Genomic DNA, 13,706 nt, shown 5'->3' on the forward strand with positions numbered 1-13,706 from the left:
GAACGAAATGAACGCTAAACGGCATCAGGACAAAGTCGCCTTGGTCACCGGCGGTGCGCAAGGGATTGGTGCGGGTATAGTCAAGGTTCTGGTCGAGCGCGGCGCGCGAGTCGCCATTGTCGATAAAGATGCCGAGACAGCCGCCGCCTATGCCGCGACATTTTCCAACTCAGATCAGCATGTCATCAGTATCCAGGCTGATATATCTACGGTGGAGGGGTGTCGTTCAGCCGTAAATGACGTGATTACCAGCTTCGGCGCGCTGGATATGCTTATCAATAATGCGGCGCCAGGTCGGAACAAGGCGCAAATCGGAAGACTTCACGGTCCAGACTGGCCAGCGCATGCCGAGGTTGTCCTGCAAGCGACTGCGTGGTTGGCGGAGGCGGCTTTGCCGCATCTTCGCAAGGCGTCGATGCCCGCCATTGTTAATATCTCCTCTGTCACGGCAACCGCTGTTGCCCCTGAGCAATGCAGTTGGCCCTATCATGTCTCGAAGGCTGGGTTAGAGCAGATGACGCGCTATTTGGCATGTCAATTTGGGGCAGAAGGTATCCGGGTGAATGCGGTCGCGCCCGGCCTTGTTGACCGTGATGGCGGCATGAAGATCAGCGATAACCCTGAGAACAGGAAAATCATTGAGGCGATTGTCCCCCTCAAGCGTGCGGCGAGTGCTGCGGAAATTGGCACGATTGTCTCTTTCCTCTGTTCAGAAGATGCGTCCTACCTCACCGGGCAGGTGTTGATCGCTGATGGGGGCATGGGCGTTCGGGAGAATTTCGGCGCGAGCCTGCGGGCCCGTCAAGCTGACTGACTACTCTATAGCTACCCTTATTTGATTTTCCTTGCATAAAGCCAGAAATCTGATTTTCCATCGATCCGGTATCCCGCTTCTTTCACCAGACGTTTTTGCCAGTCGCCGACGGCGGCCGGAATACCGAGAGGGTTTAGTATATCGACTCTGTCGATAAGAATAAGATCGGGTGCTTTCGCCTTGATTTCATCTCGCAAAGAAGCTTGAAATGCTGGCGTGCGCGCATAAGCAAATGGATCTGCTCGACTTAAGGAAGGCTCAATACCTGATAGCGTCGCTAAGGTGAGTGGGGCAGCACTGATCCAGATTGTATCGCCATTCTCGCTGCGGCTCTTTAATTCTGCTACTTGCCCGCCGACATAGTCGCAGACTTCCTTTGGCGCGGTGAAACCATTCAGGCAGGTCTCCACCGGTTTCAAAGTCCATGTCTGTTTGAGGTTTTTTACGAATAAAGTCGACTGTTCCAGCTGTGACGGCGCGAGAACACCGATTACAAACAACAACAAAAGAGCTTTTCCGAGTAAGGTTTTTTTCGTCATCATTGGCAGGATAAGCAGCAGATAGAGAAGATAGGGAATCCACATGTTCTGCGCATAGAACCGATTGGTGACATAAGGCATAAAGGCTATAATCATGCCGACGATGGCGATGGACTGGAGCTCACTTCTGGATAAAACACGATCTTCACGGGAGCGGCGAAGCCAGCCGATGAAGAGATAGAAAACATGCGCCATGATGATGAAAAAGGGCGCGTACCAGTAGAATTCCTTGCCGCCATAGCCTGCCGCAAAGAGATTGAGCAGGGACGACATATCGGCGAGATCAAATTGTCCATTCACGCCCGCTTTAATTGCGAGGTATGCGGTGCAGAGAAAGGCTGCAAGAAAGAGTATGCCGCCGACAATAACGATAAGGTAGCCGTTTCTCATTGACCGGATAAAAAGCGCGAAACCAAGACCAAGCGAGACGACCAGCCCGGTTTCCAGATTATATGACGCCGCAATGGCACTTAAAATTCCTGCTATTATCCACCAAAGAATAGTCGGACCGCGTGCCATCAAAGGCACGAACAATAGGGCGAGGGGGATAAAAACAAACCGCAGCGTTGCCTGGTTCGGCACCTGCAATGTGGGGGAGGCCGATGACAGCGTCGGCGCCATAATAAAAACAACGAGCAGGAAAGAGAGCAGGGCAAGCGGTATTTGCCGGGTTCCAAATCGCTGAATGAGTATGACCAGCAACATCAGGGCGAAGAAGATATTGATAGCCTGGAGAAACTTTATTGTTCCGCCAAACCCATTAAAGAGCGGCATCGAGTTGGCGTAAGCAATCAACCTATTCAGATAAATCCCGTATTCAGGCAGGGCAGAAGTCGAAGTTGCGGGGAAAATATTGGCGAGTAATCCACCGCCAATGACACCTGTCCAATGATGGTCAAGTCCCCATAGATAATCTCTCTGAACGATAAAGGTCGCTTTCAGGGGCAGCAAAAAATAAAGGAAGAAAATAATCAGTGTGAAAAGAATAAGGAACCATACTCCGCGTTTTGATTCAGTGCTGCGGAGCAAAATGGCGAATAATATCAAAGTGCCCAGAACAGCCCAAAAGGCCCGTTTTTCGGTAATACTTCCGAGATAATTGAAAAAAACCGGAAGGGTTACAGAAAGGATCATCAATGCGACAATTGTCTGTATGGCGAGTCGGTTTTTTTTCCGAAATTCCGAAAAATATGAAAAGGCTGGATCCCGGATGCTTATCGCTCCTATTAGTGCCGCGAGGAAAAGAACAAGCGCGTAGAGCATGTATATGCGCCGCTGGAATGCCGTGTTTTCGAAATCATACAGCATAGCATGTTCTGCAGTGTAGATTGGCAGTGGGCCGGAGAACAGGCTGGATGTCCAGGCAACTAAGGCACAGGCAAACAACGCATAAAACATAAAGAAAATACGACGTTGATTGAGAGCCTCAGTGAAGCGCAGAGGAGCGTAGAAAACCGGCTGCACGACGATCAGGAAGAAGGCCGAAGTCTCGTAATTTTCAAAAAAACGTTTGATCCTGTCCATGCCCGCCCCTTCGCCGACGACCTAACGGCCGAAGTTGATTTTAATCCGGTTAAGTGGTTTTTTTCTGGCCGGTCAGGCTTCAGGTTCAATTCAACGACCAGCATCAAAAAGACTTTTACCACCTCAACCAGATTACGGAGAGTCACTGTTCCTCGGGTGGGTTCATCCGCTTGCAGGTAGATGGGCACTTCGGCAAACTCGACCCCCTTGGTCAAAAGCTTGACATTCATTTCAGAAATAATTGAGAAGCGGTTGGAGATAAGCTTGAGATCTTTGACTCTCGCGGTCGGCCACACACCGGGTCCGTTCAGGTAACTCACTGACGTACCAAAGAATATGTTATGCAATATCTGATAGGTAGCGGAGATGATCTGCCTCAGATTAGGCCGGGCTTCTTTATTAATCGGGACGGTTAGCACCATCTCCGCAGCGTCTTTGAAATGCAGCATCAGGCTGAGTGAGGACGTGCTGATGTCATTGTCACCGGGTACGATAATGAACTGTGGCATTCGCGCCTTGTGAACACCATCAACGATGGATCGGCCGAGTCCCATATTGGTCGAGTGATATATAGGTTCGATCCGGGAATCCTCGGCAGCAAGAGAGCTCAGGATGTCTCTGGAATCATCCGTACTGCCATCATCAATGGCAATAATCTCATAATCATCAATTTCATGGAGGCGTGTGACGCTGCGGATCGTTTCCACTGTATCTGCAATGGCACTACCCTCATTAAAAGCCGGAACAATAAAACTGATCATTTTTCTATCATTTTCAGTTAGTTATTCTGAATTCTCAAAGATTTACTTCGCGGGCACGTTCAGCAAGCCATTGCATTGCATAATGCATGACGACCAGCTGGCTATCTTCGGAAATCTGCATGTCGTCGATTTCAAAATGGATTGGATAATCGGCAAGTTCCTTGGCCTTTCCACCGCTATAACCGAGAATGGCAAAGCTGGTTAATCCGTTGTCTTTTGCATATTCAAGCGCGCGAAGGATATTCGGAGAGTTACCGCTACCTGAGAGAACAACGAGCGCGTCACCGGCGTTGGCATAGACGCCAAGTTGCTTGGCGAAAATCTCGGCATAGCCCTCGTCATTGGCGAGGCAGGTCAGGATTGCAGTATTCGCGGGCAGGGCATGGGCGCGCAGTCCTTTGCCAGTTTTGCGGTCGATCCCGTAAATCATGTCATTAGCGATATGAACTGCATTGCCGGCGCTACCGCCATTGCCGCAAAGAAAGAGCTGCCGTTTCTCCTTCCAGGCCGCGAGAAGGTGATCGCAAAGTGTGTTGATGTTTTCAGGATTTGCAGCGAGCAAAGCGTTGCTTAAGCGTGTGCTGTAATCGGAGAAGGAAAGGCTCATAAAATCTATTCTTTATTGAGGCGCTTAAGCGCTTTTAGCCATATTCTCCATCCAGCGGAGATTGTACCAGCGATCTTCATCGCGCAGGTCCCGGCGCTGATAGGAAGCGATAACCTCTGTGATGGCATCGTTTACGGATTTTTCCGGTTTGAAACCCGCGGCAAGGATGCGATCGGAATTCACTCTGTAGGACCGGGGATCGTTCGACGGGGTTACTTCAATCTCGCAAGGAATTTTCGCCGCGATCCGCTCCGCAATCTCGATGATTTTCAAATTTTCAAAACCAGCATTATAGACGCCGGTGACTTCCGGATGGTCGAGGAGGAAAATATAGAGCCGGGCAATATCATCTATATGAATGTTGGGGCGAACCTGTTCCCCACCGAACACCGTGATCTTGCCATTCACCAATGCCTGCATGGTCAGCATATTAACAGAGACATCCAGCCGCATCCGGGGGGATACTCCGCAGACGGTGGCCGGACGAACAATTTGCACGCACATCTGATCGGCGTAACTTAGCATCACCCGCTCGGCAACCATTTTGGTTTTGTTATATTCGGATATCGGCAGCAGAGTGAGGTCTTCCGTAACCTGCTCTTCCTCTTTTACGCCATATACGCTTCCAGATGAGGCATAGATAAAACGCTTAATCCCGGCACGGGCGGCATTGTCCGCAAGCTGCATGGTAGCAAGGGCGCTGATTTCCCAAGTTAATTTTGGGTCGAGATCACCGCAGGGGTCGTTGGCAACTGACGCGAGATGAATAATAGCATCGATACCGTCAAGCAACGCCGTATCGAAGAAGCGGACATCCCCCTGAACGACGGTGAGGGCCTCATGCGCGGGCAGGAAACTGCCAAACCACTGGATATCGTAAGCCACTACTTCATGGCCTTCCGCAAGAAGTTTCGGAACCAGTACCGATCCCTTATATCCGCAGGCCCCCGTTACCAATAGACGCATAAATCTAACCCTTCGAAGATCCTGACATGGCGGCAATAATCGCCGTCGCCGGTCTTTCTTTCCCCTACTTGTCAAAAGTTTCAAACTGTGTAACACAGGTCATAGTTAATGCAAATCGGAATGTCGGTTCCCCGTTGGAGCAGAGTGGCTGGCGGAGGGTTCTGGCCTGTCAGGGATCCGGTTCGCGATGCAGATAGGCTTGTTGGTGTGACGACTCCGAAAACAGTATTTATTGCGGCAATTTCAAGTGACATCGGCAGGGAATTGGCGACGTTCTATCTTGCGGCAGGATACCAGGTGATCGGCACATACCGCCAGCCCGAACATCTTGGCGAACTGGCTGATCGAGACGATGTTTTTCTGATCGCCTGCGACATCGCGAAGGAGAAAGAAGTCCTTGATGTATTGGCTTTTCTCGCGGAGCGGGGCCTTTTTTGGGATGAATATATCTCCGCTGTTGGATTATTGGAGCCAATCGGTCATTTCGTCGACCTCCCGGCCAGCAGCTGGCGTCAATCCATCATGATCAATTCATTGCACCAGTTGGAATTGCTCCATCATCTCTATCCTTATCGCCGACCAACTGGGTCTGCAAAGGTGGCTTTCCTTGTGGGGGAGCTATAAACCGCGCCTTTGCCAACTATTCCGCATACTCACTCGGTAAGGTGATGCTGGTGAAGTTCTGCGAGCTTATCAGCGATGAAACACCGGACCTACATTGCGTCGCCCTTGGGACAGGTTGGGTTGCCAGCAAGATACATGACCAGACGCTTGCAGCGGGTGAAGCCGCGGGCGATAACTTGGTAGCAACCCGATCCTTCGTTGAAACGCGGGAGCAGGGGACACCTATTTCTGATATCTATGCTCTGATCAAATGGTGCTTCGCACATCCTGAAACAGCGGGCCGAAATTTTTCTGTTGTTCATGACGATTGGAGAGACGGCGGGGGAGAACTTGTCAAGGCCCTTCGGGAAGATAATGACATGTTCCGATTGCGCCGCTTTGGCAATCAGCATAAAAGCGAGTGAAAAATTGAGACGGGATCGATGAAACTATCTTCTTATGTCATAGATTTTCTCGCCAACAAGGGCGTGACGCAGGTGTTCGGCATGTCAGGCGGCGCAGCGGTGCATCTGTTGGATTCTGTCTCCAAGAATCCTGCCATCGACTTTACCTGCTCTCAACATGAGCAGAGCGCGGCGATATCAGCGGATGGCTATGCAAGGCGGACCGGGAAACTCGGCGTGGCGATCACGACAAGCGGACCCGGCGCAACGAACCTGCTGACCGGTACCTGCTGTTCCTTCTATGACAGTGTACCGACATTGATGCTGACGGGACAGGTGGCATCACATCGGTTGAAAGGCGATCTCGACATCCGCCAGCGCGGATTTCAGGAGACTGACGTCGTTTCCATTTTCGAGACCGTGACGAAATATGCGGTACAGCTCAAGAAGCCAGAGGATATTCGCTACTGCTTGGAAAAAGCCTATCATATGGCGTTTGAAGGGCGTCCCGGCACTGTATTGATTGATATCCCGGATGATTTTCAGCGCGCCGAGATTGACCCCGATACACTCGTGGGATTTACGCCGGAAGCTTTACCTACACCGGACATTGAAGCGCCCCTTCATAGCGTCATGGAACGGTTTTTCGCGGCCGAACGTCCGGCTGTTATTCTGGGCGGTGGTTTGAAAACCCCGGAGTGCGGCCATGATCTTGCGGCTTTATGCGACAGGCTTGGCGCGCCGGTTCTCTCAAGTTGGGCTGCCGTTGATCTTCTGCCCCATGACCACCCCCTTAAAATCGGCAGTTTTGGGGTCTATGCGCCGCGCATCGGGAATTATGTCGTGCAGAACGCAGACTTTTTGCTGTGCCTGGGTTCGCGCCTTTCCCAGAATTTGACGGGCGGGATCCTGCCGTCTTTCGCGCGCGCAGCCGAAATTGCCATGGTAGATGTCAGCGTCGGCGAAATGGACAAGTTTGATGGATTTGGCATTGCGATCTCCCACCGGGTTGCCGCCCGCATGGAGGATGCCCTGCCGATTATCGACGAATATGCGACGCATAAATCACCGGCATTTACCGGATGGCACAGCCAGATCGCTCAGTGGAAAGATCGTTTTGGCGGTGAGAATTATGATCCGGAACCAAATCCGGGCACTGTCAATGCCTACCAGTTTATCGATGCATTGTCCGGGTTCGTCCCAGCAGGCGAGACGATTTTTGCCGATACGGGGGGCAACCTGACCTGGACCTGTAATGCCTTCCAGTTCAAGCACGGCCAGCGTCTTCACAGCGCCTGGAACAATACGCCCATGGGATATTCCCTACCTGCGGCCATTGGTGCGGCGGCGGCGGAGCCTGAGGAGGCGTTCACCTGCCTGATCGGGGATGGGGGACTGATGATCTGCCTGCCCGAACTGGCAACTGTCGTCAAACATCAGATGAAGCTCCGGATATTCCTTTTTAATAATCATGGGCACGGGATCCAGAAACAGACGCTGGAGACGTGGCTCGGCGCCAATTACGTCGGCGTGCATGAACCGTCCGGCCTTGCCTTTACCGATTTCCCTGCCGTTGCCAGCTCCATGGGGCTGAAGACCGTCACCATTGACGATCCGGCGCAAATGCAGTCGCAGCTTCGGCAGGTATATGCGGAAACCGGCCCCATCTTTGTCAATGTCGAGATCAATCCGGACCAGCGGCTTTATCCGGTATTGAAATTCGGCGCGGCCCTTGAAGATCAGCTTCCGGCCCTGGATGAAAAAGTTCTGGAAGAAGAGATGGTCGTTCCGAAATATACTGGATAAAGATGGCACACTCTAACTATTCGAATAACGGGAAAGCATGTGATGAACTTAGCGGAAAATAATCTATTCGAGGCCTTGCAGACAACATCCGCGCTGCATGCACGCACTAGTCCACTGTATAAATTGCTCGACGCGTGTTGCCTTGAATTTATCAAAAATTCTGCCTTTACGTCAGAGGAAGGAGGGCCTGTTCCTTTCGGGCCTTTTGGAAATCTGGTGATGCCCTATCAGAAAATGGGGGCAATCGACTCTCTCGATCTTTTCGGGCTGGACGAGCTAATTTTGTTCAGCTTCTATCATGCTAACAAGGACCGTTATAAGAAGACTGTCGATATCGGTGCAAATTTGGGCCTACACTCCATCCTGATGGCGAAACTTGGCTTCGCGGTCACTAGTTATGAGCCGGACGACAGGCATTTTGACTGGCTGAAAGGCCGGCTGGAAGTGAATGGAGTTACCGGGAACGTGACCCCGGTCAAGGCGGCTGTTTCCGATACCAACGGGCAGGCGGAGTTTATCCGGGTTGAGGGAAATACAACAGGTAGCCACCTGGCGGGCGCAAAGAGCAATCCCTATGGCGATCTCACGAAATATATGGTCGAGGTCAAAGCCGCTTCAGATGTTTTCAAGGGGGCGGACTTTGCGAAAATCGATGCGGAAGGCCATGAGACGGTTATCCTGAAAGCCATTCCGGCTGAGTACTGGAAAAAACTTGACGCCGTTGTCGAGGTCGGTACACCAGAAAACGCGGACGAATTATATAGCTACTTCAGCAGTCTCGGTGTGAGCCTCTTCTCCCAGAAGAAGGGATGGCAGAAAGTAGAAACTCTAGGGGATGTTCCGACCTCCTACAAGGAAGGTAGCCTGTTTATTTCCAGTAGATCAAACATGTTCTGGGGATAGGCGTTCACGGCGGACTTAAGCATCAAACTGGCTTCGACGGTTTAATAATAGACGTTTGAGGGTTGTAAAAAAATGCGCGGCTTTTTCCAGCTTTCCGGAATTTAGGTGATGCCGTCCGTTTTTCAGGATAACAGCGCCACCTTTTTCAAGGCGTTTCAGTCGAATACGGATCAGTCGGTCATCGTTATAGATTAATTTGAGCTTATCGATATCGACTGAGCCGCCTTCTGCCTCAATCTCTCGAAGCATACGGATGCGTAAGGAAGACTCTACGGCTTGTACAAGGTTGAGATAAATAAACCACCACATCAGGGCGATCCCGAGCGCGATGACCATCGCAAAAATATCGATGGGTGTCATGACAGACACGAGGACCAGCGGTAGCCCGATTAGTGTGATTACAAAGCTCGTCATATACCCGAGCAATTGTTTGCCGCTTGTCCGTGCGATCAGCAGATCACAAATAACCGCGATGGAGAGAACACTGACTATGGTGGTAAATATTGTGATCATGATCTAGCCGGTTTCCCGTTCAATACGCAAAAGCCGCGTGTAGAGCGAGATTATCCGAACAATCCATTGTGATCTGATGGTCAGGGCGATAACGCCGTCCTGTTCGACAACATCGCCTGTAATTTGTAATGCCTCCAGCCGAGACCCAACAAACGGATGCGCTTTGATAAATTTGTCCAAGTCTTCTTCAGTTAGTCCTTCCGGCCTGGCCGACATCAAAGCTTTTACAATGGCGAGGGTTGGGGAGTCATTGACAACGCCGATCAGGATAAGGCAGTAAATTGCGACAAAGCTTTCGATGAACACCACCGCGATAACGAGATGTTCAAAAGTGAGGTCGATGCCGATCAAAAGAAACAGGCAAATCATCACGAGAAGGCTGCCGTTCAGCAGCAGAATGGCCATTTGATAAATGCCTTTGCCATGGCGTCGCCGACTGGAAAGGACATGCAGGCACAGCCCGGCCATTATCGACAAGAGCAGCAGGAAAAAGACATTCTGATACATGGCTAGGCGCCGCCCTGATGTAGTTTGTCCTTCTCGCGGGTAACAGCATTTACGGTATCGCGATATAGCAGGAAGGGGATCACGCCAAATACTGCGGTGAGCAAAGTCAATGTCCGCATCAACAGAAAGACGGAACTATAGGCCGTGTTTGTGGTTTGATCCTCCAGCAGATGGGCGACTTGACCAAATGCCGCTTCACCAATTCCGAGGCCACCGGGAGAAATGGGAATGGCGTTGGCAAACAACCCTGCGACACCTGAGACAATATAGCCGATCCAGGAAAGGCCGGTGATATCCATCGCACCGCCGAGAAGGTGCAGGGATTCCAGGACCAGCACATATTGAAATACGGAGAGCGCGATGGCGGCGACAAGGTCCATCTTGCGGTTCCAGTATCTTTCAAGCGCCCCGACGACGGTTTCGAATATACGCATCAGAATACGCTCTAACGGTCCCGGCATGAGCCGTATTATCGCTATAAATAACCTCTTAAACTTAACGGCGGCGAAAAGACAACAGAACGCAAGCGCCAAACTTGTGACAACAATTAGTCCGATCCAGAACTGAAATTGCGACGGGATCAGAGCCAAAACAGCAAGTGAAATCACGAGCAAGCCGACAAGGCCGGTCAGGCGATCGACGAGGCTGCTCATCATGATCGCGCCGAGCTTGTCCTTGTGCAGACGATAGGCGAGGCCGCCGCGCACAAAATCCCCGCCATAGGCTCCGGGCAGGAAGACGTTAAAGAACTGACCGATAAAAGTGAAGTTCAGGGATTGCAGATAGCCGATTTCCGTGTGCAGGGCGCGCATCAGGATCTGCCACCTAAGCGCGCCGATAAAGACAGTGAACAGTAGACAGGTAAAGGCAAAGAGAACAACCCCCGGCGCGGAGAGTGCATTTGCAAGTAGGCTGAAATCGATAAAGTCGAAATGGATCAGGGCGATGATACAGCCAATTCCTATCGCGATTTTAAGAATTGTAAAAAGCAATCTGCCCGTTTCCTTTTCCGCCAAAGCGAGCCCCTAAAACGGGCCGGTAAACCAGTTGCCTGGCACATCATGCGCGGCATTCCGGGCGTTCAAAATTGGCTCGGTCGAGATTTCACGTTCTGTCATCTCCCCAATTCTGGCAGCGATATGTTCGGCCCGAATATGATAATCCTTTGTGAGTGCCGGACTGGTCGACTCCGAATAATCCGGTGCCGTTAAGCGAGCCGGGGGAGTGTCAGGTCCCTGAAGCAGGTCTCCGTGATATGTGCCATGATCTCGGCCGCAATGCCGAAGCTCTTGAAACCTGTGTCCAGCACCAGCAGCTTACCTGTCTTCTTCACTGATTTCTCGATCTTTGGCCAATCGATGGGCGAGATGCTTCTGAGGTCAATCAGATCACATGAAATGCCTTGCTCTTTCAGGACATCGACGGCATGCAGCGCCTCAATCGTCATATAGGAGACGGAAACGACGGTCACCGCGTCTCCTTCCCGCAGAAGGTTAGCCTCGCCGAGCGGAATGGGCCTGTTGGTATCGGCAGCCTCCGTCTGGGCGTTATGGAGCCAGCGATGCTCAAGGAAAATAACCGGGTTGGGATCGAATATGCTGGAAAGGAGCAAGCCCTTCGCGTCCGATGCAAGCGCCGGCATGACAACTTTTAAACCTGGAATATGGGCAAACCAGGATTGCAGGTTTTGGGAGTGGGTCGGCCCCTGGCCCCAGCCGCGTCCCAGGATCATCCGTATGGTGATCGGGACACTACGCTTGCCGCCAAACATGAAGTGCCATTTGGCTGCGTTATTGACCAGCTGGTCCATGGAAAGAAGCGCAAAATCAAGCCTTTGGTGGGTTAGAACAGGCTTGAAGCCGCCAAGAGCGGCGCCAATCGCGATGCCTGTCATGGCATTCTCTGATGTTGGCATATCAAAGACACGTTTCTCGCCGTATTTTTCCTGTAGATCCAGGGTTGTCCCGAAAACGCCCTTGGGGTCCGGAACGCCGAGGCCAAAAACTAGAACGCTGGGGTCCTCTGCCAGCGCCTGATCAAGACCATCACGAATTTCATTGGCAAAGCTGCGCATGGTTATTGCATGCCTCCCGTCATATGATCAGCGAAGACATGCATCGCGGCCTCTTCCGCGGGCGGAAAATCGGACGAACGCGCAAAGTCAAACGCGGCGTTCACTTCCGCGTCAATTTCTTGCTGCATGGCATCAATATCCGCCTGTTTCAAACTACCTTTAGATAGGGCCTTGGTTTCGAAAAGCGAGATAGGATCACGTGCGGTCCATTCCTCGATCATCGGATCAGGGCGATAGCCGAGATCATCGTCAAAATTTGGACCGCAATGTTCTCGCCAGCGGAATGTTGAGAATTCAAGGAAGGCGGGTCCGCCGCCCGTCCGAATTTTCGTTATTGCGTCAGACATGATTGCATGAACCGCCGCAACGTCATTACCGTCTCCCGATGCCGTATGAATACCGTAGCCAGCGATCTTTTCATGGATTTCCCGCGCAGTAGGCTGGCGGACTTCGAGCGGGGAATAGACGGAGTAGAAATTGTTTTCGCAGATAAACAGTACCGGCAGGTTTTTCAGGGTCGCAAAGTTGAGGGCCTCGTGAAACACGCCAGTCTCGACAACGGCATCACCCAGGAAAATGCAGGCGATATCATCTCCGCCCTTCATCATCAGGCTGTAGCCAAGGCCGACACCTACGGGCACCGTGCCGCCGACAATCGCCGTTGAGCCCATAAAGCCGACGGTCTCGTCGATTAGATGCATGGAGCCGCCCTTGCCACGGGCACAGCCGGTCACTCGACCGTAGATCTCGGCGATCATCGCGTTTAGGTTTCCACCTTTCGCGATATAATGCGCATGAGCCCGATGACCGCTGACGGTGAGGTCGCTGTGCCGCAGAAGCGCGCCAGCGGCGGCAGAGACAGCTTCCTGTCCGCTGGAAAGATGGGTCGGGCAGCGCATTTCCTGTTCGCGATAGCGCGCGGCGATAGTTTCCTCGACCGTGCGAATGCGGCGCATACCGCGGGCCAGTGATTTGGTCAGCTCTGGTGTCATGGGATAAACCAGTAGTAATCGCCCGTGTAGCCGATCTCTTTGAAAAAGGCTTTCCACTCATCGACATGTAGGATTGTCTTGGCCGTCAGGTTCCAGGCTTGCATGCGTTCATATTCCTCATCCGTGCGATAGGCATCGACCGTGATGAAGGATTTACCGCGTGAGACACGCTCAATTTCCAGCAATGCTTTGCCGCAATCCTCTTTTTCGAGATTGTGAACCGTGTTGACGGAGATCACGACATCGAAGCTGTTGTCATCAAAGGGTAGGTCTCGTGCGTCGGCGACGGACACAAAATCACGGACGCTTTCGATACTGTTCTTAATCGCATAATCCGAAATATCGACCCCGCGCACCGTGATGCCAGGGATGAGCTCCCTCAGGTCATGGAGCATGAAACCCTTCGCAGAACCCACGTCGAGAAGGCTGGAAGTTCCGGTAAGACCGAAATACTCCTGAAAAGTCGGTATGACAGGCTGCCAGAACCGAGAATTATAGGAAAACCCGCCATAGCCGTGGCGCCGGTCTCCGTCAAAAAACGCCTCCCCGAACTGTCGGGCGACGGCGCGATCTTCTTCGGTCTTTTCATTTCCCCGCTGTGTCAAATCCCGCTTTGTCTTCGGGTAGTTTACCAGCAGATCGATTTCCTGTCCCATTGTTGACCTAGTTTCCTTATCTATTCAGTTCGGAGAA

General features: G+C 51.9%; 14 protein-coding genes and 1 pseudogene. 5 read left to right on the forward strand and 10 right to left on the reverse strand.

What is annotated here, in order from left to right; translation table 11 throughout:
• The first annotated feature begins 7 nt into the window (after positions 1 to 7).
• Positions 8 to 814, forward strand: coding sequence for an SDR family NAD(P)-dependent oxidoreductase (locus AC0L73_RS15820; protein WP_473654204.1), 807 nt, complete (start codon positions 8 to 10; stop codon positions 812 to 814).
• 17 nt (positions 815 to 831) lie between these two features.
• Here the strand turns inward: AC0L73_RS15820 and AC0L73_RS15825 are convergent, their stop codons facing one another.
• Genes AC0L73_RS15825 through AC0L73_RS15840 form a run of 4 tightly spaced genes read right to left on the reverse strand, consistent with a single transcriptional unit; the run spans position 832 to position 5,211 of the window.
• Positions 832 to 2,877, reverse strand: a complete 2,046-nt coding sequence (locus tag AC0L73_RS15825) for a hypothetical protein (RefSeq protein ID WP_473654205.1) — start codon at positions 2,875 to 2,877, stop codon at positions 832 to 834.
• Positions 2,823 to 3,638 carry a glycosyltransferase family 2 protein gene (locus AC0L73_RS15830; RefSeq protein ID WP_473654206.1) on the reverse strand — a complete coding sequence of 272 codons (816 nt, stop codon included), beginning with the start codon at positions 3,636 to 3,638 and terminating at the stop codon, positions 2,823 to 2,825. The genes AC0L73_RS15825 and AC0L73_RS15830 overlap by 55 nt, the downstream gene beginning before the upstream one ends.
• A 34-nt stretch (positions 3,639 to 3,672) precedes the next feature.
• Complete coding sequence (locus tag AC0L73_RS15835; RefSeq protein WP_473654207.1) at positions 3,673 to 4,245, reverse strand: SIS domain-containing protein; 573 nt, start codon at positions 4,243 to 4,245, stop codon at positions 3,673 to 3,675.
• Between the two features lie 24 nt (positions 4,246 to 4,269).
• Positions 4,270 to 5,211 carry an NAD-dependent epimerase/dehydratase family protein gene (locus AC0L73_RS15840; RefSeq protein ID WP_227951248.1) on the reverse strand — a complete coding sequence of 314 codons (942 nt, stop codon included), beginning with the start codon at positions 5,209 to 5,211 and terminating at the stop codon, positions 4,270 to 4,272.
• A 120-nt stretch (positions 5,212 to 5,331) separates the two neighbouring features.
• Between AC0L73_RS15840 and AC0L73_RS15845 the strand changes: the two genes are divergently transcribed.
• The 4 genes from AC0L73_RS15845 to AC0L73_RS15860 are packed head-to-tail and all read left to right on the forward strand — an operon-like array spanning position 5,332 to position 8,927.
• Complete coding sequence (locus AC0L73_RS15845; RefSeq protein WP_473654208.1) at positions 5,332 to 5,835, forward strand: SDR family oxidoreductase; 504 nt, start codon at positions 5,332 to 5,334, stop codon at positions 5,833 to 5,835.
• Between the two features lie 50 nt (positions 5,836 to 5,885).
• Positions 5,886 to 6,239, forward strand: coding sequence for a hypothetical protein (locus AC0L73_RS15850; protein WP_473654209.1), 354 nt, complete (start codon positions 5,886 to 5,888; stop codon positions 6,237 to 6,239).
• A gap of 18 nt (positions 6,240 to 6,257) precedes the next feature.
• Positions 6,258 to 8,024: a thiamine pyrophosphate-binding protein gene (locus AC0L73_RS15855; protein ID WP_473654210.1), complete on the forward strand. Its 1,767-nt coding sequence runs from the start codon at positions 6,258 to 6,260 to the stop codon at positions 8,022 to 8,024.
• A 42-nt stretch (positions 8,025 to 8,066) separates the two neighbouring features.
• Positions 8,067 to 8,927, forward strand: coding sequence for an FkbM family methyltransferase (locus AC0L73_RS15860; RefSeq protein WP_473654211.1), 861 nt, complete (start codon positions 8,067 to 8,069; stop codon positions 8,925 to 8,927).
• A 15-nt stretch (positions 8,928 to 8,942) separates the two neighbouring features.
• Here the strand turns inward: AC0L73_RS15860 and AC0L73_RS15865 are convergent, their stop codons facing one another.
• The 6 genes and pseudogenes from AC0L73_RS15865 to AC0L73_RS15890 form a co-directional block, all read right to left on the reverse strand.
• Positions 8,943 to 9,440 (reverse strand): hypothetical protein, encoded by a 498-nt coding sequence (locus AC0L73_RS15865; protein WP_473654212.1) that lies wholly within the window; start codon positions 9,438 to 9,440, stop codon positions 8,943 to 8,945.
• Positions 9,441 to 9,443: 3 nt separating this feature from the next.
• Positions 9,444 to 9,947: a hypothetical protein gene (locus tag AC0L73_RS15870; protein ID WP_227951258.1), complete on the reverse strand. Its 504-nt coding sequence runs from the start codon at positions 9,945 to 9,947 to the stop codon at positions 9,444 to 9,446.
• A gap of 2 nt (positions 9,948 to 9,949) precedes the next feature.
• A complete protein-coding gene (locus AC0L73_RS15875; RefSeq protein ID WP_227951261.1) occupies positions 9,950 to 10,939 on the reverse strand; it encodes a lysylphosphatidylglycerol synthase transmembrane domain-containing protein in 990 nt (329 codons plus the stop codon).
• A 33-nt stretch (positions 10,940 to 10,972) separates the two neighbouring features.
• A pseudogene (locus AC0L73_RS15880) lies at positions 10,973 to 12,021 on the reverse strand (alpha-ketoacid dehydrogenase subunit beta).
• Between the two features lie 2 nt (positions 12,022 to 12,023).
• Positions 12,024 to 13,013 (reverse strand): thiamine pyrophosphate-dependent dehydrogenase E1 component subunit alpha, encoded by a 990-nt coding sequence (locus AC0L73_RS15885; RefSeq protein WP_227951265.1) that lies wholly within the window; start codon positions 13,011 to 13,013, stop codon positions 12,024 to 12,026.
• Complete coding sequence (locus AC0L73_RS15890) at positions 13,010 to 13,669, reverse strand: class I SAM-dependent methyltransferase (RefSeq protein ID WP_227951267.1); 660 nt, start codon at positions 13,667 to 13,669, stop codon at positions 13,010 to 13,012. Before AC0L73_RS15890 ends, AC0L73_RS15885 begins: the two co-directional genes overlap by 4 nt.
• Positions 13,670 to 13,706 lie beyond the last annotated feature (37 nt).

The organism is Sneathiella sp. D3-11, from assembly GCF_055809395.1.

What these genes read in the sequence shown, in the direction of transcription:
- AC0L73_RS15890 (WP_227951267.1), bottom strand. Translation starts at nt 13,669, where the DNA reads ATGGGACAGGAAATCGATCTGCTGGTAAACTACCCGAAGACAAAGCGG.
- AC0L73_RS15825 (WP_473654205.1), bottom strand. Translation starts at nt 2,877, where the DNA reads ATGGACAGGATCAAACGTTTTTTTGAAAATTACGAGACTTCGGCCTTC.
- AC0L73_RS15855 (WP_473654210.1), top strand. Translation starts at nt 6,258, where the DNA reads ATGAAACTATCTTCTTATGTCATAGATTTTCTCGCCAACAAGGGCGTG.
- AC0L73_RS15865 (WP_473654212.1), bottom strand. Translation starts at nt 9,440, where the DNA reads ATGATCACAATATTTACCACCATAGTCAGTGTTCTCTCCATCGCGGTT.
- AC0L73_RS15845 (WP_473654208.1), top strand. Translation starts at nt 5,332, where the DNA reads ATGTCGGTTCCCCGTTGGAGCAGAGTGGCTGGCGGAGGGTTCTGGCCT.
- AC0L73_RS15835 (WP_473654207.1), bottom strand. Translation starts at nt 4,245, where the DNA reads ATGAGCCTTTCCTTCTCCGATTACAGCACACGCTTAAGCAACGCTTTG.
- AC0L73_RS15870 (WP_227951258.1), bottom strand. Translation starts at nt 9,947, where the DNA reads ATGTATCAGAATGTCTTTTTCCTGCTGCTCTTGTCGATAATGGCCGGG.
- AC0L73_RS15840 (WP_227951248.1), bottom strand. Translation starts at nt 5,211, where the DNA reads ATGCGTCTATTGGTAACGGGGGCCTGCGGATATAAGGGATCGGTACTG.
- AC0L73_RS15820 (WP_473654204.1), top strand. Translation starts at nt 8, where the DNA reads ATGAACGCTAAACGGCATCAGGACAAAGTCGCCTTGGTCACCGGCGGT.
- AC0L73_RS15860 (WP_473654211.1), top strand. Translation starts at nt 8,067, where the DNA reads ATGAACTTAGCGGAAAATAATCTATTCGAGGCCTTGCAGACAACATCC.
- AC0L73_RS15885 (WP_227951265.1), bottom strand. Translation starts at nt 13,013, where the DNA reads ATGACACCAGAGCTGACCAAATCACTGGCCCGCGGTATGCGCCGCATT.
- AC0L73_RS15830 (WP_473654206.1), bottom strand. Translation starts at nt 3,638, where the DNA reads ATGATCAGTTTTATTGTTCCGGCTTTTAATGAGGGTAGTGCCATTGCA.